This is a genomic window from Glutamicibacter sp. AOP12-B1-11 (genome assembly GCF_052379245.1).
Taxonomy (GTDB): domain Bacteria; phylum Actinomycetota; class Actinomycetes; order Actinomycetales; family Micrococcaceae; genus Glutamicibacter.
This window is the reverse complement of sequence record NZ_JBQSYL010000019.1, coordinates 36,534-53,925: the sequence shown is the minus strand read 5'-3', so window position 1 is coordinate 53,925 and position 17,392 is coordinate 36,534. Positions and strand designations below refer to the sequence as shown.

General features: G+C 58.5%; 20 protein-coding genes. 2 read left to right on the top strand and 18 right to left on the bottom strand.

What is annotated here, in order from left to right; all coding sequences use genetic code 11:
• Nucleotides 1-106: 106 nt before the first annotated feature.
• The 10 genes from ACT3UQ_RS12440 to ACT3UQ_RS12395 form a co-directional block, all read right to left on the bottom strand.
• A complete protein-coding gene (locus ACT3UQ_RS12440; protein WP_444637207.1) occupies nucleotides 107-2,023 on the bottom strand; it encodes an NHL domain-containing thioredoxin family protein in 1,917 nt (638 codons plus the stop codon).
• 105 nt (nucleotides 2,024-2,128) lie between these two features.
• Nucleotides 2,129-2,896: a hypothetical protein gene (locus ACT3UQ_RS12435; protein WP_105553291.1), complete on the bottom strand. Its 768-nt coding sequence runs from the start codon at nucleotides 2,894-2,896 to the stop codon at nucleotides 2,129-2,131.
• Nucleotides 2,886-5,000 carry a cytochrome c oxidase assembly protein gene (locus ACT3UQ_RS12430; RefSeq protein ID WP_444637206.1) on the bottom strand — a complete coding sequence of 705 codons (2,115 nt, stop codon included), beginning with the start codon at nucleotides 4,998-5,000 and terminating at the stop codon, nucleotides 2,886-2,888. Before ACT3UQ_RS12430 ends, ACT3UQ_RS12435 begins: the two co-directional genes overlap by 11 nt.
• A 105-nt stretch (nucleotides 5,001-5,105) precedes the next feature.
• On the bottom strand, nucleotides 5,106-6,329 hold the full coding sequence (locus ACT3UQ_RS12425; RefSeq protein WP_105553293.1) for a Dyp-type peroxidase: 1,224 nt from the start codon (nucleotides 6,327-6,329) through the stop codon (nucleotides 5,106-5,108).
• On the bottom strand, nucleotides 6,330-6,878 hold the full coding sequence (locus ACT3UQ_RS12420; RefSeq protein WP_105568685.1) for a copper chaperone PCu(A)C: 549 nt from the start codon (nucleotides 6,876-6,878) through the stop codon (nucleotides 6,330-6,332). It abuts the gene before it with no gap.
• Nucleotides 6,879-7,036: 158 nt separating this feature from the next.
• Complete coding sequence (locus ACT3UQ_RS12415) at nucleotides 7,037-7,639, bottom strand: copper resistance CopC family protein (RefSeq protein WP_181148206.1); 603 nt, start codon at nucleotides 7,637-7,639, stop codon at nucleotides 7,037-7,039.
• Between the two features lie 58 nt (nucleotides 7,640-7,697).
• On the bottom strand, nucleotides 7,698-8,288 hold the full coding sequence (locus tag ACT3UQ_RS12410) for a hypothetical protein (RefSeq protein WP_105719003.1): 591 nt from the start codon (nucleotides 8,286-8,288) through the stop codon (nucleotides 7,698-7,700).
• A 185-nt stretch (nucleotides 8,289-8,473) separates the two neighbouring features.
• The gene (locus ACT3UQ_RS12405) at nucleotides 8,474-8,758 is read right to left on the bottom strand and encodes an HU family DNA-binding protein (protein ID WP_096255549.1); all 285 of its coding nucleotides are present in this window, start codon (nucleotides 8,756-8,758) and stop codon (nucleotides 8,474-8,476) included.
• 286 nt (nucleotides 8,759-9,044) lie between these two features.
• Nucleotides 9,045-9,329 (bottom strand): HU family DNA-binding protein, encoded by a 285-nt coding sequence (locus ACT3UQ_RS12400; RefSeq protein WP_096255549.1) that lies wholly within the window; start codon nucleotides 9,327-9,329, stop codon nucleotides 9,045-9,047.
• Nucleotides 9,330-9,501: 172 nt separating this feature from the next.
• Entirely contained in the window at nucleotides 9,502-10,335 is an 834-nt protein-coding gene (locus ACT3UQ_RS12395; protein WP_444637214.1) for an SDR family NAD(P)-dependent oxidoreductase, read from the bottom strand.
• On the opposite strand from ACT3UQ_RS12395, the gene ACT3UQ_RS12390 reads away from it, so the two are divergent.
• Together ACT3UQ_RS12390 and ACT3UQ_RS12385 are read left to right on the top strand one after the other, a co-directional pair.
• A complete protein-coding gene (locus ACT3UQ_RS12390) occupies nucleotides 10,315-10,461 on the top strand; it encodes a hypothetical protein (protein WP_444637217.1) in 147 nt (48 codons plus the stop codon). The two genes, ACT3UQ_RS12395 and ACT3UQ_RS12390, sit on opposite strands and share 21 nt — an antisense overlap.
• Nucleotides 10,462-10,597: 136 nt before the next feature.
• Entirely contained in the window at nucleotides 10,598-11,209 is a 612-nt protein-coding gene (locus ACT3UQ_RS12385; protein ID WP_105553298.1) for a DnaJ family domain-containing protein, read from the top strand.
• A 91-nt stretch (nucleotides 11,210-11,300) separates the two neighbouring features.
• On the opposite strand, the gene rpsN is transcribed toward ACT3UQ_RS12385, so the two are convergent.
• From rpsN to ACT3UQ_RS12345, 8 genes are all read right to left on the bottom strand, one after another.
• Nucleotides 11,301-11,606, bottom strand: a complete 306-nt coding sequence (rpsN, locus tag ACT3UQ_RS12380; RefSeq protein ID WP_060702423.1) for a 30S ribosomal protein S14 — start codon at nucleotides 11,604-11,606, stop codon at nucleotides 11,301-11,303.
• 3 nt (nucleotides 11,607-11,609) lie between these two features.
• The gene (gene rpmG / locus ACT3UQ_RS12375) at nucleotides 11,610-11,780 is read right to left on the bottom strand and encodes a 50S ribosomal protein L33 (protein ID WP_022874359.1); all 171 of its coding nucleotides are present in this window, start codon (nucleotides 11,778-11,780) and stop codon (nucleotides 11,610-11,612) included.
• A 1-nt stretch (nucleotide 11,781) separates the two neighbouring features.
• The gene (gene rpmB, locus ACT3UQ_RS12370; protein WP_096283268.1) at nucleotides 11,782-12,018 is read right to left on the bottom strand and encodes a 50S ribosomal protein L28; all 237 of its coding nucleotides are present in this window, start codon (nucleotides 12,016-12,018) and stop codon (nucleotides 11,782-11,784) included.
• Between the two features lie 332 nt (nucleotides 12,019-12,350).
• Nucleotides 12,351-12,851 carry a MarR family winged helix-turn-helix transcriptional regulator gene (locus ACT3UQ_RS12365; RefSeq protein WP_444637204.1) on the bottom strand — a complete coding sequence of 167 codons (501 nt, stop codon included), beginning with the start codon at nucleotides 12,849-12,851 and terminating at the stop codon, nucleotides 12,351-12,353.
• 409 nt (nucleotides 12,852-13,260) lie between these two features.
• The gene (locus ACT3UQ_RS12360; RefSeq protein ID WP_105553366.1) at nucleotides 13,261-14,058 is read right to left on the bottom strand and encodes an ABC transporter permease; all 798 of its coding nucleotides are present in this window, start codon (nucleotides 14,056-14,058) and stop codon (nucleotides 13,261-13,263) included.
• A gap of 9 nt (nucleotides 14,059-14,067) precedes the next feature.
• The gene (locus ACT3UQ_RS12355) at nucleotides 14,068-15,000 is read right to left on the bottom strand and encodes an ABC transporter permease (RefSeq protein ID WP_105553300.1); all 933 of its coding nucleotides are present in this window, start codon (nucleotides 14,998-15,000) and stop codon (nucleotides 14,068-14,070) included.
• Entirely contained in the window at nucleotides 14,997-16,157 is a 1,161-nt protein-coding gene (locus ACT3UQ_RS12350; RefSeq protein WP_105553301.1) for an ABC transporter ATP-binding protein, read from the bottom strand. Before ACT3UQ_RS12350 ends, ACT3UQ_RS12355 begins: the two co-directional genes overlap by 4 nt.
• 6 nt (nucleotides 16,158-16,163) lie before the next feature.
• Entirely contained in the window at nucleotides 16,164-17,387 is a 1,224-nt protein-coding gene (locus ACT3UQ_RS12345) for an ABC transporter substrate-binding protein (protein WP_444637203.1), read from the bottom strand.
• Between the last annotated feature and the right edge of the window lie 5 nt (nucleotides 17,388-17,392).

Below are 17,392 nucleotides of genomic sequence, written 5' to 3'. Positions count from 1 at the left end.
CGACCGGGCAACGCAAAATTGGTGAGGTTTCCTCAATTTCCTGTCACTTAAATACTCGGGGCGCACCAAGTCGTACTTGGTGCGCCCCGAGCTGAGTGCGGGACTGCTAGTTCACGCCACGCAGATCAAGCAATAATTCGTTGTCGCCGCCGGCATCGAGTTCTACCGGGATGCCCCAATCCTGCTGGTACAGGTGGCACGCGGCATGATCTGGGATCTCGCCGCCTGGCTCGCCATCGCAGGCCGCCGCGCGTGCGGTGATATGCAGGACGCCGTCGGTGATTTCAGGGTTCAGCACCAAGGTACGCGTCAGCCCCACCGAGGTACCGGAACCTTCGAGGATCAGTTCCTCGGGGCTGGCCGAGATCTTCAGCTGTGTCGGGTCGCCCCAGCGGTCATCGAGCTTCTGGCCCTTCGGTGCGGCGAAACGCACCAGGATCTCGTGGTTGCCGGACTGCACCTTGGTCTTCGGACGCTGGGTCTGGCTCGCACCCTCGTCCACCACTAGTGCCTCGGCAGGAACCGGGATACGGATCAGCTGGTGGGTGTTGGTCTCCACAACCAGCAGCACCGGGGCCCCATCGACTGAATCGTCCAGCAACACGTCTGCAGGTTCCTTCAGCCCCTTGGCCAAGGTCGAAACCATACCGGTCACCGGGTCGAACCGGCGCACCGCACCATTGTAGGAGTCGGCCACCGCGATTGAACCATCTGGCAATGCGGTCACGCCCAGCGGGTGCTGCAGGCGAGCCTGCTCGGCTTCGCCATCGCGGAAACCGAAGTCGAAGAGTCCCGCGCCAATCGCGGTGTGCACCGCGACCGCATTGCCCTGCGCGTCGATTTCCAACCGGCGCAGGGCGCTGGTCTCAGAGTCGGCGATCCACACATCGTCATTGGTGTCCAGGCTCAAACCCGAGGACTGGGCAAACCACGCTTCGAGCGGCTTGCCGTCGGCCAGGCCTTCCAGGCCGCTGCCGGCAAAGACATTAACCGCGCTGGTGACCGGGTCGAAGGAGAAGATCTGGTGCGTGCCGGCCATTGCGATGATGACCTTGCCCGAAGGGTGGTAGAGCACGTCCCAGGGCGAGGACAGCGAGATGTTCAACGCGTCGGTGCCAAGCTCGGTTGGCTGCTGTTCTTGGCGGGCGTTCTCCGCGTCCAGGAGGCGCTGCACTCCATTGCCTGCCACGGTTCCGACCGCCCCGGTGCTCAACTTGACCGAGCGCAGCCGGTGGTTGACGGTATCTGCGACGATCACGTCGTAGCCGACCTTCGCGGCAAGTTCCGTCGGCAGTATGGTCAGGCCCTGCAGCTCGTTGAACTGTGCGGTATCCGCGTCGCCATCGGCATAGCCCTTGACCCCTGCACCGATGGTGCGCACCACGGTGCTCAGGTCATTGCCCAGCTCCACGAGGCGGTGGTGGCCGGAATCGCCGACCAGGAAGTTCCCGTTCTCCAAGGCGATTGCCTTGCCCGGGAAGCGCAGATCCCCTTCGCGGGCCTCGGGCGCCACGTAGGGTCCGTCGCCGCGGTGCAGGGTTCCCTTGGCCTCATGCTCTGCCACGAGTTCGTCGACCAGGGAGCCCAGCCCCTGAGCATGGCCCTCGCCGGAAAGGTGCGCCACGATGTAGCCTTCGGGATCGAGCACCACCAGCGTCGGCCAGGCGCGAGCGCCGTAGGCCTGCCAGGTGACAAGCTCTGGATCGTCAAGCACCGGGTGGTGGATTTCGTAGCGTTCCACGGCGGCGGCGAGCGCCTCCGGGTCTGCCTCGTGCTCGAATTTTGGCGAGTGCACGCCTACGGTGACTAAGACATCGGAGTACTCCGCTTCCAACGGACGCAGTTCATCCAGCACATGCAGGCAGTTGATGCAGCAGAAGGTCCAAAAATCCAGAAGGACAATCTTACCGCGCAGGGCCTCGAGATTCAGTTGTTCACCGCCGGTATTCAGCCAGTTGCGGCCCACCAGTTCGCTGGCCCTGACCTTGTAGTTTGCGCGTACCGAGTCGGAAGTTGCACTCATGATTGTCCTTTCAAGGCGACTTCACTATCTAGATGCGACAGTGAGATTTCAATTATCTGCCACTAGCCCTGCACCGCAGAACAGTATGAAGCGATGCTAAGCCGTTTAGAGCTGAGCGATTGCGGTGTCCATGATGGTCTTGGCTACGTCGTTGAACTCTTGCTCGGCCAGCGAAGCGGTGGACATGAATGAAACCATCACCACATAGTCTCCCTTGCTCTGCAATAACACCAGCGATTCGCGGGCGTTCGCGGAATCTCCGGTGCGTGTGTAGTACAACTGAGACTCGACCTCGGATATTCCGGGGCTGGAGAACTTCAGCGTCTCGGTGTATTCCGGTCCGTTGAGCTTCACGCTCTTGCATTCGGTGCGGATCTCCAACACGGTGCGGTAGTGATCCTCGAGCTTCTCGCGGTTTTTCACCTCGGCGACTTCGATGGAACCGGCAATGTTCTGCGCCTCATTGGTGAAGTCGGTGCGCGCAACCTCGGTACCCAGCTGCGCCGGGGACCAATTCAGCTCTTCGACCGGTTCCGAGCACTGCGCGGGCAGCACGACCACACCCTTCAGCGTGTCGGTCGGGGCAACCGCGAGGCCTTCGAGCTCCTCCGCGGTAATCTGACGTGAGTTGGGGAAACCCAGGGTCGCTGCCATCACCGCACCGGTGGAGGCAACCACCTGCGCCTTAGTCAGTTCGGCTTCCGCGGAGCCTGATGGCGCTGGATCCTTGGCCGATTCGCTCGGTGGCTCGGTGGCCTTTTGGTGCGTGAGGTCATCAGGCATTTCAGTGCCAGCTTCTTGGGCCGAGCAGGAGGAAAACAGCAGTGCCCCGGCCAGCATTCCGGCGGTCAGCTTCCATACCTTAGCGGCCACGATATTCTCCCTTTGTATCTTGCTGCTTCATCTTCGCAAACATCTCGTTGTAGGCTGCCAGCTCGGCATCCCCATCACGGTCAGCCTGGCGGTCATATCGCTTGGTGTCCTTCTTATCTTGGCGCAGCCAGGAAACCACCACGAGCATGGCCAAAACCAAGGTTGGCACCTCTCCAATGGCCCACATCGCCCCGGCGCCCACCACTTGATCCTCCATCGCGGTGCCGCCCCAGGTGCGCCCCATATTGCCGTACCAGTCCGGAGCCAACAGGTTTTCGTTGCCCATCAGCGCCACCCCGAAGAAGGCGTGGAAGGCGACGGTGGCTAGGAGCACGATCAGTCGCATCGGGTACGGGTAGCGTTTAGGGATCGGGTCCGCATCGACCAGCGACAGCGCGAAGATATAGCCGGTGAGCAGGAAATGCACGTTCATCAGTTCGTGCCCCGCGTGGTACTTCATCGCGATTTCCAGGATCGGGGTGAAATAGAAAACGACAATCGATCCGGCGAACATCACCGCGGCGAAGATCGGATGGGTAACCACAGCCGAATACTTCGAGTGCACCGCCCACAAGATCCATTCGCGTGGTCCACGCGTTCCATCGGTTCGTGAGCCAAGCACCTGCAGGGCCAGGGTGATCGGGGTTCCGAGCACCAAGAAGATCGGCGCAATCATGGTCAGCGACATGTGGTCGACCATATGGACCGAGAACTGCACCTTGCCATAGACGGCCAGCGCACCACTGGTGATGTAGAACAGCACCACCAAGCCGATGATCCAGCTGAAGAGCCGCGGGAAGCTTGGCTTATCTCCGCGTCGACGCAGGATGATAAACGCCCAGAGGTAGAAGGCCAGCAGGAAGAAGCACACCGCAACCCACAGCCAATCCAGGCGCCAGACGGTGAACCAGCTGGCAGTGGTCGGCGGCGCCGGAAGTTCATAGCCGGTCAGCAGACGCGCGGGGGTGGCCTCCACCGGGGGCTGGTCATCGGTGGGCGGCGCGGTCCGTGCCAGCACCGTAGCCAGCGACATCGTGGCGCCCATCAGGATGAGTTCGGCCAGCACCACACGCCAAGCCGCATTGAGTGTCGTGAGTTTCCCGGCCAGCAGTTGCGGAATGACGTGGCGGCGGTGCATGAAGCCTAGGAAACCCAGCGCCAGAGTCAGGACCACCTTGGCGATCACCACTAGCCCGTAGCTCGAAAGCCATTGGTCCAGCTCGGTGATGCGGATCGTTGCAGAGGCCAGACCGGATCCCACCATCAAGACAATGGCGACGGTTGCCAAGGCGGAGAAACGCTTGAGCACCAGCCCGGCAAGCACCGGACGGGATTCGAAGCGTCCGGGGGCCGCGGAAGTCAGCGTCGGCGAAAGCAAGGCCAGCACCACGATGCCGCCGAACCAGATGACCACGGCCAACAGGTGCAGGGCAATGGAATTCACCGCGCCGTAGTGGTCATCTCCGCCGGCAGCGTGGCCGATAAATGCCATGGGGACAATGCCGAATAGCGAAAACACCGCGGCCAGTCCCACCCCGGTGTGGGAACGGATGGCCAGGGCCAGAGAACTAGTGATCGCAGCAATGACGATCATCCAAGCCCAGGCCCGGCCGGTGGCCAACTGCAGAATGTAGTCAAGAATTGCCGCGGTATAGCTCGCGTCGAGGTTCATCGGGACACCGGCCAGGTCCCAGAAGGTCAGCAGCAGCACGGTAGCTGCCGCGAGGGTCCACACCACACCGGCGCCGGCGGCAATGTTCATGGCGCGGTTGAAAGCCGGATGGCTCTGGCCCACCTCTACGCGCGCGTCGTCGACGCTGGGGCGCCGGATCTTGGTGCTGCGGGGAAGTATGACCGCGGCAAAGATCAGCGCAGCGATGGTGATTGCCATGGAGCTGTGGTGGATCGCTCGGGAGATGGGCAACGCCCAACGCACGAAAGCCCCGGGGTCTGCGAGCTGGCTGGGAGCGGCGATTCCGGTGAATAGCGCCGCGCCGAGGAAGACCAGCGCCATAACCGGGATTGCCGGTAGCAGATATCGCGATATGGAGGGTTGCTGCGGTGCCGACCTGGTCGCCGGTGGCTTTGGAGTTTGAGTGGCCATAACCTCTCCATCATCTCACTTGCATTTACCCGGCTTTGAATCGGGTAGTGGTTTTAGGCCGGTGAGGCGGTGCATCTCACACCGCCTCACCGCTTGGTAACGCTCCTACTGCTTATTTTGGGAGAATAGTTCTTCCCCCAAATATTTGCCTTCCGCGACCCCTGGGAGGATCGCGTACAACGCCGAGCCCGCGTGTGTGATCCATTCGTTGAGCGCATCCACTTGCGCCAGGCGGCGTTGGACCGGCACAAAACTGCTCCTCGGATCGCGCTGGTACGAAGCGAATAACAACCCCGAGCTCTGGGTCTCGTGGTAGTTATAGCCGCGGCGCCACAGTACCTCATCAGCCGTTTCCGGTTTCGCCCTGGCGACATGGGCATGAGCGGCAATAGCAGGCAGCCCCAGACCGTCGACCGCTTGCAGATCCACCGGATCCGTTGGCTTCGTCCCGGACAGCGGGGAGCCGTCGCTTTGCCGTCGGCCCAAGGCGAAGTCGCGTCCGGCCCGATCCACCTCGTCCCACTTGTCCAGATTCATTTCGATGCGGCGAAGCACCAAGGTGGTGCCGCCAGCGATCCAACTCGGCTCCTGGGCATCGCCAAACACCGCTAATTCGCGCGCCTCCCCGGTGGGATTGTTGATCCCGTCGAGTTGCCCGAACAGGTTTCGGAATCCCGGACCCTGGCGTACGGGGTGAGCCGCGTGCAGGAAACCGCTTTGGGCAAAGGCGGGTTCGGTAATTCCACGTAGATTCTTACGCAGCGCACGTACCGCATGGTGCAGCACGGTCGGATCTTGAGCACAGCATTGAATGATCAAATCGCTCTGGCCATAGCGCGCGTCGAGTTTCTCTCCCGCGAATGCCGGAAGCTTTCCCAAGAACGCGGATTTATACCCGAGAACGTCCAAGATGCCTTGGCCGACTCCCACCGTCACGGTCAAATCGGATGCCGCATGCGACATTTCCGGTTCGGTATCCGCAAGCACTCCCCTACCGGACATCAGCCTCTGGGCATCCGTGGACAGCATTTTGAGGATCGAACGAATCCTTTCGATCCCTTCGGAGCGAGCCAGATCTTCAAAATGCACGTTGAATCCGAGGAATTCCGCATGAGCCTGCGGTTCGGTGAGGATACCCGCTTGATATTTGCCGTGGAAAGGTTGGAATCGCGGGTTGTGCGCAGCCGTGGTTGCCTTTGGCGCGGCACCACCGTTCTCGGCGGCGGTAGCGCGCCCAGCTCCGAAGCCCGCAAAGACGCCGCCAATGGCCGCGGCGGCCGAACCACCGAGTACTACGCGCCTAGTCGGTTGGACATTAGCCGCTGCCATCTAGTGGCCCTCGTGATCAGCATGCTCTTCGGGCGACCCGTGATAGCTTTCGTTGGCGCCGCTGAAGTTGCGTATCGGGAACTGCACTTCAGCGCTGGAACCGTCGCTAAAGTTCAGTTGCAGCGTCGAGGTTTGCGAAGCCACCAGCTCGGTCTTCAGATCCATGTACATGAAGTGCGTGCCGCCGGGAGTCAAAACAACTTCTTCGGCTGGCTTGATGAGCAATGCACCTTCGTGCTGCGCCATCCGCGCTTCGGCTCCTTGGCCCTGCGTGTCATGGATTTCGATCACCGTGCCGTGAGTTTTATCGGTGACAGATTCAAGTTCCAGCGTTGATGCGCCTTCATTGCGCAATTCGCCGAACGCGGCGCTCATTCCATGCTCGGCGGCTTTAGCCCAGGTCTCGTTCGTGCGCAGATCTTCTGCCTGGGTACCCTGCATCTGGTCGGTGGAGCTTTGTGGTGCTACCGCCGAAGGTTCTTGGGCGCAGCCGGTCAACAGTAGCGTGGTGGCCGCGGCAAGAGCGGCGGTGAGCTTGAAATACTTCATTGGTGTGTCAGCTTTCGCTAGCTCGCAAGGCTGATCCAGCAGGGCCGGCGAATCGGGCGCGCAAATGCGCGCGATAGGTCAGCCTGTATTAATCTGGCTCACGTCGCCTTGCGAAGATCTCATAAGGGAGGATGCTGTTGCGCGTGGGGCGCTACGGCCTACTTATTCTGGCGAGTGAATTTCACCAGTACCGCAATGGCAGCACCGAGGATAACCACGCCAATCACGACCCAAATAATCGGGTTCACCTGTGAGCCAAGTTCCTGGATCGGCTCAGGCTGCTGGTCTGCTGGTTCCGATTCAACCGGCGCGTTGTTCGCTGAGGCGCTAGCGGACTCGCGGGCTTCCGCTGCCACGTCCACGGTGAAGGAGATGCTGTCCTCGATTGGATGACCGTCAGAGGAGGCAACACGGTAGGTCAATGTGTAAGTTCCCGAGCTCAGATTCGCTTCTGGTACCACTGTGACGTTGGTGCCCTTGGTCGTGGCTTCGCTGGCGATCTTTGTCCCGTCCTCGGAGCTCAAGGCCACCACGCTGGTTTCCGCTCCAGCAAGCTGCTGCAGAACTCCGGAGAATTCCAGGACGATCTGTTCCGGTGATTCGGTCACTGTCGAACCGCTGGCTGGATCCGAGGAGATCAATTGGTCGTGGGCCGAAGCGGCGCTAACGCTGCTGAACACCGCGAAGAATGCCACGAGAATGGCGGCCGAAATTCGCGCGAGATGCGTACGGGATGACTGCTGGCTAGTGAGGGTTTTCAAGATTTTTCCTTCCAATGATCGGTGCACCACGGTGCACGATCGAAGCGTATTGATTCGTTTAGGCGAAGAGGGTCAATACGTTGGAAGGTGGCCCGCGCCGGGCCGGAAGTCGGAGCAGGACAGAGATTTGGTTCAGTACCGGTTCGATGAATGTCGCTGGTACCTGCGGGAATTCTGGAACGAGCTTTCGGGCGCGGGCCAGAATATGGCGCACCGTGCTCAACGTCAGCAGGCCGCCAATGATCGCCAAGAGCTGTTCGCCGGTATGCAATACGACAATGCTGGTCACCGCGGCCAAGATGTGGGCGTAAAGCATCGAATCGGATTGCACCGCACCGTACTGGGAAGCAATATTTCCTGCAAGCTCAACACCGTGATGGTGCCCGGCATGTTGTTGAGCCATCGGCAATGCGGCCGGCGCATGGTGCGTCATGACGGACAGTGCTAGGTGATAGAGCCCTTGGCTGAGCAGCACCACGATGCTGGTAGCTAGCAAACTGAATTTCTTGCCAAGCATGGCGATAGCAATGACCGCCGAGACGCAGGTAATCAAAACCATCACCACGAGCGAAGCTCGCGTTGGCGCACTGTGCGCGTGCGCAGCAAATGCCGTCCAGGTGCACAGGCTCGCAGCTAGCCAACCGCGCATTACGCGAGCTGCGCCGAAGTCCTTGAGCACGAAGAGCTACCGTTCAGTTGGAGTGTTTGACCCTGCAGATCGATTCTACGCTAGGTAGAACAATGTCCCAAAGGGGTTGGCGTCATTCACCGTTAAAGAATGCGAGGGCCCGATTCCTTGAAGAGAATCGGGCCCTCGGCAAAAGTCTGGGGGACTTACTTCTTGGAGACAGCAGCCTTCAGCTTCGAACCAGCGGTCAGCTTGACCGAGTGGCCAGCTGGGATCTGGATAGCTTCACCGGTCTGTGGGTTACGTCCGGTGCGAGCTGCACGATCGGTGCGCTCCACTGCCAACCAACCTGGGATCGAAACCTTCTCACCCTGGGAGATCTGGTCAACGAAAACTTCGAACAGCGCATCCAGCACACCGTTGACGGCTACCTGGGAGTTTTCGGTCTTAGCTGCAACAGCGGCAACAAGTTCGCTACGGTTCATAGCCAATGTGTGGTCCTCCTGGACTAGTGGTCCATGACCCGGCGGGCCACGGTGCCGCACGTTCGTGCGGACTTATCAGTGAGAACATATCAAATCTTTGACCCCGAAACCGACGAAAACGTGCGAATTCTGGGGATTTTTTCAACTATTTACGGTTCAAAACGCCAGACGGTCTATTTTTTAGGTTGAGGGGAAGCAAATACCGAGAATCTGGTAGTTAACGACATCGACCCGCCACCGCGAAATAAATTCGGGTAACGGGTCAATGAAATGCACAAAGTGCGCCGTGGCATTACTTCTTGGAGACAGCAGCCTTCAGCTTCGAACCAGCGGTCAGCTTGACCGAGTGGCCAGCTGGGATCTGGATAGCTTCACCGGTCTGTGGGTTACGTCCGGTGCGAGCTGCACGATCGGTGCGCTCCACTGCCAACCAACCTGGGATCGAAACCTTCTCACCCTGGGAGATCTGGTCAACGAAAACTTCGAACAGCGCATCCAGCACACCGTTGACGGCTACCTGGGAGTTTTCGGTCTTAGCTGCAACAGCGGCAACAAGTTCGCTACGGTTCATAGCCAATGTGTGGTCCTCCTGGACTAGTGATCCGCCGCCCCAATCCGGGGGCCGGATGCCGCACGCTCGCACGGGCTTACTTGAGAGAACTTACCAGCAATTACCGACAGAAGGCGCACGGATCCGCGGTTTTTACCGATATTCGGTCAAGTTACATGGTGTGAAAGTTCACTGAAGCTCAGATTTTGAATGGATCCATCCCTTGATTCGCTTCAATAAAGATCTTCCAAACGGGGTCCATAAGTCGCTTCTGTCGAGTGACTTTTGCCGGTCTGGCCAGCGAAGATTCGCCTTTTGAGAGGAATCGCGGGCCAAGATAGGTCCCCCGGGGACTTGCGGATATCCCGGGGTTAAGCGCCGCCTCCACGAGGGACACCGAACCTTCATGTTTGCCCTGCGCGAAACTGGCCTGCATTTGGTCCCGGACCCGCTTGAAATAGGGTGGTTCGTTGATTCCGGGCACCTGGAGGGTCAATCCCGAAATGGAATATCCGGGGTGTACCGCGATGGCGCGCGAAGGCCACGAAAGCTGCTTCAAGCGGTGGTCCATGGCTAGAGTGAATGCTTGAACCGCGGCCTTGGATTGGGCGTAGGCCCGATAGGCGTGGTAGCCGTGATCCAGCGCCAAGTTATTTGGGTCTGTTTTCAGCAACAGTGTAGACACCGATCCGAGGCCGATGAAGCGCATCGGCCGGCTGCGGAAATTTTCGGCGAGCTCCCCTACTAGTCGGGCGTGTCCCAAAAAGTTTGTGCTCATTGTTGACTCGTATCCCAGACTGCCGACCACTCGGGTTGCCGGCGTGCGAATCATCCCGGCATTGGCGATCAAGATATCAAGTTCCCGGTGACGCAAAATGTTCCCAAGCGCCGTTGCAGATTCTAGGGACGAGGCTTCGAAGGGAAGATACTCTAATTTCGCCTGGGGTACACGCCGTTGGATCTCTTTCATGGCCGCTTCGGCCTTCGCCTCATTGCGACAGGCGAGCACCACATGGGCGCCGCTTTCCGCCAGTGCGAGGCTCGTGAAGAATCCAAGGCCGGAATTAGCGCCGGTTACGACGGCGGCTTTCCCCTCGCCGAGGCCTGCCCAACGGGCTCGATTGGCGTATACGTCGTGGTGCGGCGTTCCATAGCCTAAGCGGTCCAGGGTTCCGGCACGGGCTTCAATGCTCATGGCTCAACGCTACTATGCCTTGCTCTGCAGATCGCGATGCCACTAGCCCTCCTTACCGTGCCCTATTGCCGGTCTGTGCTCGGGATGCCACCATTAACAGGTGAGCAACAAACCGGAGAAATCGGCCCAGAACGCAGCGTTGAATGCCGCCCGCTATCAAATGGCCGCCGGCTCCGATGCACCGGTTCCGGTAGACGAGTATGCCGAGAAAACGGGTAAGCCAAGCGTCACCGGACCGGCGCGTACACCCCTGCAATATCATGCCCAAGATGAAGCCTGGGAAGTGGCAAATAGCGCCTTGGATGAGGCTTTCGCCCGAGGAGATTTCGATAACCTGCCCTTGGCTGGCAAGAATATTGACCACATCACGGCCACTACCGATCCAGATTGGTGGTTAAAATCCATGATGCAGCGAGAGCAGCTCTCCGGTCTCGGTCCGCCGGCCTTGACCTTGCGGGTTGAAGACGAGCAGCTACACCAGACCCTAGATCGCCTGCCCACTACCGCCGCGGTACGCGAGCACCTCGCCAATTTTAATCAGCGCATCGTCGACGCTCGCCGCCAGTTACTCGGCGGTCCACCGGTGGTCACCAAACTGCGCGATATCGAGGCCGAGGTGCGGGCCTGGACAGCACGCCGGACCGTCCAGAATGTTGAACCGACGCAGCAAGCGCCTACGCCGAGGCGCCGCTGGTGGTCGCGTCGCAAGTAGCTGGCGGATTAAACGACGAAGGCCGCCTCACACCCTTGCGGGATTGAGGCGGCATTCGTGCTAGAAAGCTAAAGCCGTAAGACTTTGTGGCTTACCAGGAAGACTTGGTGATGCCCGGAAGCTCACCACGGTGTGCCATGTCGCGGAAGCGAACACGGGAGATACCGAACTTCTGGAAGGTACCACGTGGACGGCCGTCGATGGAGTCGCGGTTGCGGACGCGGATCGGCGAAGCATCGCGTGGAAGCTTCTGCAGACCAACGCGTGCAGCCTCGCGGGCTTCATCGGTTGCGTTCGGGTCAACCAAGGTCTTCTTCAGTTCGAGGCGCTTTTCAGCATAACGCTCGACAATGACCTTGCGCTGTTCGTTCTTTGCGATTTTGGACTTCTTGGCCATGTCTTAGCGCTCCTCTCGGAATTCAACGTGCTTACGGACAACTGGGTCGTACTTCTTCAGAACCATGCGGTCTGGATCGTTACGACGGTTCTTGCGGGTCACGTAAGTGAATCCGGTACCGGCGGTCGACTTCAGCTTGATGATAGGACGTACGTCCTTATCCTTCTTTGCCATATTAGAGCTTCACACCCTTCGCAAGCATGTCGGCAACAACAGCGTCGATGCCACGAACGTCAATGAGCTTGATGCCCTTAACCGAAAGGGTCAAGGTCACGTTGCGGCGCAGGGACGGAACCCAGTAGCGCTTCTTCTGGATATTCGGATCGAAACGACGCTTGTTGCGACGGTGCGAGTGGGAGATGCTATGTCCGAAGCCCGGGGTAGTACCGGTTACCTGGCAAACAGCTGCCATGATCACTCCTTAGTTAGTTAGTAGTAAAATTCGGCGGTTCTCGCGCGCAGTGTCTTTACCGAAATAACGACACCACTTAGTGCGTTATGAGCCCCGCCAACCAGTGAAACACCGTTAATACTGCACACTAGGAAGGTAACCAGGCTGGGTGAGAACCAACCGAAGAGCCTTAAAGTATGTAAGTCGGTGAACTTCGCAACCGGTTGAGCAATTTCCCCGTACTCAGATGGTCGCAATATTCGGTATTACGGGCTACGCGTACCCGCTGCTCCACCGAAATGGCGGCACAACGAAACACGCGATTAACGCGCTATAAGAATATCTGGGATTGCTCAGGGAGCCAAATCGGAGGTGGAATCCGCTAAGACCCAGTGATCCGCGTCCAAAACCTTCACGACCTTGCGCGAAATCCTCGCAAGATCCTTAACGTCCTTGTCATCCAAGGTTTCAAGGAGAAGCGCACGGACGGTGGAGACATGATGCGGTGCCATCTTGACCACCGCGTCCCAACCTTCCTTGGTTAATGAGGCGATCTTCACACGTGCGTCTCCGGCAGATTGAGCACGAACTACCCATCCGCGCTTCTCCAGCTTCTTCACCACATGAGACAAGCGCGACAGTGAAGCGCTGGTGCGAGCGGCCAGATCGGTCATGGTCAGTTCACGGTCCGGCGTTTCGGAAAGCATGGCCAGCATATGGTAGTCGAAGAGAGTGATCCCTTCGAGGCCTTGAAGGTCTGAATCTAATGCGGCGGGCAGCAAGGACATCATTGTGTTCAGCCCCAGCCAGGCCTTTCGCTCTTCAGCAGAAAGCCAGACGACCTGTTCACCCATGTATTTTCACACCATTCCTCTACCGCACACGCAGTAAGTCGTTACCACATTGTGGGAATATTCTAATCGGTTGAATCCTACCCTGTCGCCTGCCGGATACTGAGGCCAGCTCCGCTCCTGCAGCAATGCAAGTAAGCGACCCCGAGCTGCCGACCCGTAGCTGAAAGGCCACGATGTTTCCGAGGGTTGGGCTCGGCGAACGTCGCAAGATATTCAGGGCCTCAATGCTTCGAGCCACGGTTCGACAGCTAATCGGAGAATATCATCGAGTGCCGAAGCGGAACCCGCGACCAGTACCTTGCCCCGGGGTTCTCAAATAACTAGTCCCAAGTATCTGCTCCAACTGGCAGAGCCCGCCGGCTCCTCAGCGCGGAGGAACCGGCGGACCCCGAGCAATGGTTATGCTGCCCTAGACCTGCTCTAGGCGTTTGCGCTTTCGATAGGCCATCACCTGTCCAATGACTACCACCAGCAACGCAGTGATGAACATGGCCGAACCGATGACGTTGGCTTGAGCCGGAATGCCACGTGTCGCCGCAACATAGATGAACTTCGGGAAGGTCTGGAAGGTTCCGGAGTTGAAGTTCGTGATGATGAAATCGTCAAAACTCATCGCGAAGGACAGCAACGCTGCGGCAACGATGCCGGGCACCAACAGCGGGAAGGTGACCTTCAAGAAGGCTGCCCGCGGGGTGGAGTACAGGTCGGCTGCTGCTTCTTCCAGGCGCGGATCCAGCGAAGAGACTCGAGCCCGAACTGTCACGATGACGAAGGACATGCAGAACACCGAATGCGCGATCACAATCGTGGTGTACCCCAATTCCCACCCGAGGTTCAGGAACTGGGCCAGGAGCGAAGCACCGAGAACAACCTCTGGAGTTGCCAGGGGAAGGATGATCAGCACGTCGGTCAGCTTGCGGAAGCGGAACTTGTAGCGGACCAGGCCGATAGCAATACAGGTGCCCAGCGCGGTGGACACGATCGTGGCAACCACGCCGACCTGCAAGGAATTGACCAAGGATTCGCAAACAGCCGGCGCACCGCAGGGGTTCTGCCAGTTGTCCAAGGTAAAGCCGCGCCATTCAAGGTTTGTACGTCCTGCATCGTTGAATGAGAAGACGAAGATATACGCGATCGGTACCAGCAGGTAGATGAAAGCCAGTCCAGCAATGGCGGGAATGATCCAGCGCCCTATTTTTTGTTTCATCATGGTCTCCTACATCAATTCCTTGGTTCCGAATCGTCGGATATAGATCGTGACCAGTACCAAGATCGAGAGCATCAACACGAAGCTCAGCGCCGCGGCTCCCGGGTAGTCGATGACCTTGAAGAATCGTGAATCGATGACTTGTCCGATCATCGTGGTGTTGCGGTTGTTGCCCAGCAGCGCAGCGTTCACGTAGTCGCCGGCCGCCGGGATGAAGGTCAAGAGCGTGCCGGCAAAAACACCTGGCGCAGACAACGGCAGCGTCACCCTAAAGAACGAGGTCATTGGCCCGGCATACAGATCTCCGGAGGCCTCTAGCAGTCTCGTATCTAAACGGCCAAGGTTCGCATAGATGGGAAGCACCATGAACGGCAGGAAGTTATAGGTCAAACCGGCCACCACAGCAAATGGGGTGGCGGTCAGGTGCCCATCCGCGGGCAGGATCGCAAGGAATTTCATCGTTTGCGCCACGAATCCTTCATCAGCCAGGATTTGCTTCCACGCCTGGGTGCGCAGAATGAAGCTGGAGAAAAAAGGTGCGATCAGCAGGACCAGCAAGATTCCTTGAAGCAGCCCATGCTGGCGCAAGCGCACGGCGACGAGGTACGCCATCGGATAGCCGATCAGCAGTGCCAGCACCGTAGCGATGAGCGCAAAACCGAAGGAGCGCAATAAGTCGGGCCAGTACGATCCGAGCACCGTCGCATAATTGCGGAATTCAAGTGCCGGGACGAATTCACCGATGCTGGCCCCTTCTGGTCTCGCGTACAGCGACATCGAAAGCAACACCATGACCGGAACTGCGAAGAACAACAAAAGCAGCAGCAGGCCGGGCACCACCAGATATACACCGGTTCGCCCCTTGCGTCGTTCGGCCTTGATCTCGTCGCGGCTGCGCAGATCCGCAATCTTTCCTTTCTTGGTCATCACCGTATTGCTCATGTCTTATCAACTCCGGCATCGACAAGTTCATCGCCGGCTAGTCCGAAGGAGTGTGCGCTATCCCAGCTGAGATATACGGTCTCCCCCACTTCGGCCGATTGTTGTCCACGGTTTTGCGCAAAAGTTCCGATTCGGCCAATGCCAGCGACTTCGATCAGGTATTCGGTTGTGGTTCCGGTGAACGAAACATCGATAACCTCACCGCTGAGCTCGTTGTACCCCGTCGCCTCGGCGGGCGCTTCACGGTTCAAGTGCAGCTTCTCCGGGCGCACTCCAACAACGATCTCGCCTTCGTGTTGCACTGCCCGGTCCACGGCGACGACTATTTTGTGCCCGGAGGCCGCAACTTCCAGCAGTCCGTCGCGTTCCCCGGTAACCGTTCCGCGCATGAGGTTTGATTTACCCAGGAAGTTTGCCACAAAGGCTGTTTTAGGAAGTTCGTATAGGTCGCGCGGCGCGCCCATCTGTTCGATTCGGCCCTCGTTCATCACCGCGACGACATCCGCCATGGTCATGGCTTCTTCCTGGTCGTGCGTCACATGGATGAAGGTCAGGCCGACTTCGGTTTGAATGGATTTCAGTTCCATCTGCATCTGCCGGCGCAGCTTCATATCGAGGGCGCCGAGCGGCTCGTCAAGCAATAACACCTGGGGTCGGTTCACCAGTGCCCGCGCCAGGGCGACACGCTGTTGCTGTCCGCCAGAGAGCTGTTCGGGGCGGCGGTTTGCCAGGTGCGCCAATTCCACCATTTCGAGCCCGGCCCTGGCCTTTTCCATGGCCTGTTTATCTTTTTTGCGTTTTAGCCCGAAAGCCACGTTTTCCAGCACCGTCATGTGCGGGAAGAGCGCATAGGACTGGAAGACCGTGTTGACTTCGCGTTGATGACTTGGCAGCGCGGTAACGTCCTTGCCGCCAATAGAAATTTGGCCTTCGCTTGGCGCTTCCAATCCGGCGATCATGCGCAAAGTGGTTGATTTGCCGCAGCCCGAAGGCCCGAGCAGAGCGAAAAATGTCCCGGAGGGAACCATGAGGTCCAGGTCTTTGACCGCAATAAATTCCGCGAAGCGTTTGGTGACGCCTTTAAGATTCAGGTCCGCGCCGTCGCTGCGCGGCAGTTCCACCTGCTTGATCGATGGCTCTGCGGTGTTGGTATTCATCACGTTCTATACCCCAATTACTTCTTGGAACTGGTTTTGGAAGTCGTTTTCTTCTTCGACCGACAGTTCTCGTTCCGTGCTTGCTTTGTTCAGGAATTCTTCGGTTGGGAATATCAGCGGATCGTTGACCAGATCCGGGTCGATTTTTCCCATTTCTTCCTGTGCCCCAACCACCGGGCACAGATAGTTGACGTAGGCTGCGACCTCTGCCGCGACATCTGGCTGGTAGTAGAAGTCCATCAGCTTTTCGGCATTTTTCTTATGCGTCGCTCCGATGGGAACCATGAAATTATCTGACCAGATCAATCCACCGCGCTCGGGCATGATGAACTCCCACTTGTTGCCCTCTTCATAGTTCAGCTGCGTGATATCGCCGGAATAAGCGATCCCGGCCAATGCATCGCCTGAGATGAGGTCCTGCTTATAGGAGTTGCCTTTAACTTGGCGGATCTGTCCGTTTTGGATGTTCTTCTCCACAATTTCGATCGCGCCGGAAAATTCGTCTTGACCCCATTGGCCCGTGATATCGATACCTTGGTCAAGGAGCAGAATCGGGATGGTATCGCGCATCTCGTCGAGTAGCGTCACCCGCCCCTTGAGCTCAGGAGCCCAGAGGTCTTCCACGTTGCGTAGCCCCTTAGGGAACGCTTCCTTGTTCCATACCAGACCGGTGTAACCGGACTGCCAGGTCAGTGACTTGGTGCGTCCAGGGTCGAACCGGACATCGTTCAGGCTGGGAAGCAAATTCTTCAGGTTCGGAATATTTGCATGCTCAAGCTCCTGTACGTATCCCAGCCGAATCACGCGTTCGGTCATCCAGTCGGTGAGAACCATCAGGTCTTGGCCGATATCTTGTCCGGATGCCAGCTGCGACTGCACCTTTCCGTAGTAGGAATCATTGGAGTCGATGTCTTCTACGTACCGCACCTCCAAACCACTGGATTTCTTGAACTGTTCCAACGTTGGATAGTGCTTGGCCTTGTCGTCATAGTCCAAGTACAGGGTCCAGTTTGCCCATCGCACGAGTTCTTCGGTATCCGAAATATCTATTCCCGGGGTTAATGCTTGCGCCGGACCGCTGCTGGCCCCTTTGGTTCCGCAGGCGCCGAGCAGTCCAGCGAGCGCAAGGCCTGCCGCCCCGGCAAGCACTCCGCGTCGGCTCGCTTGTGCCTGCCCGATGGCTTGGGAAAGTCGGCCTCGTTGTTCGTTAATGGCTCGTTGGCGTGACATATTTT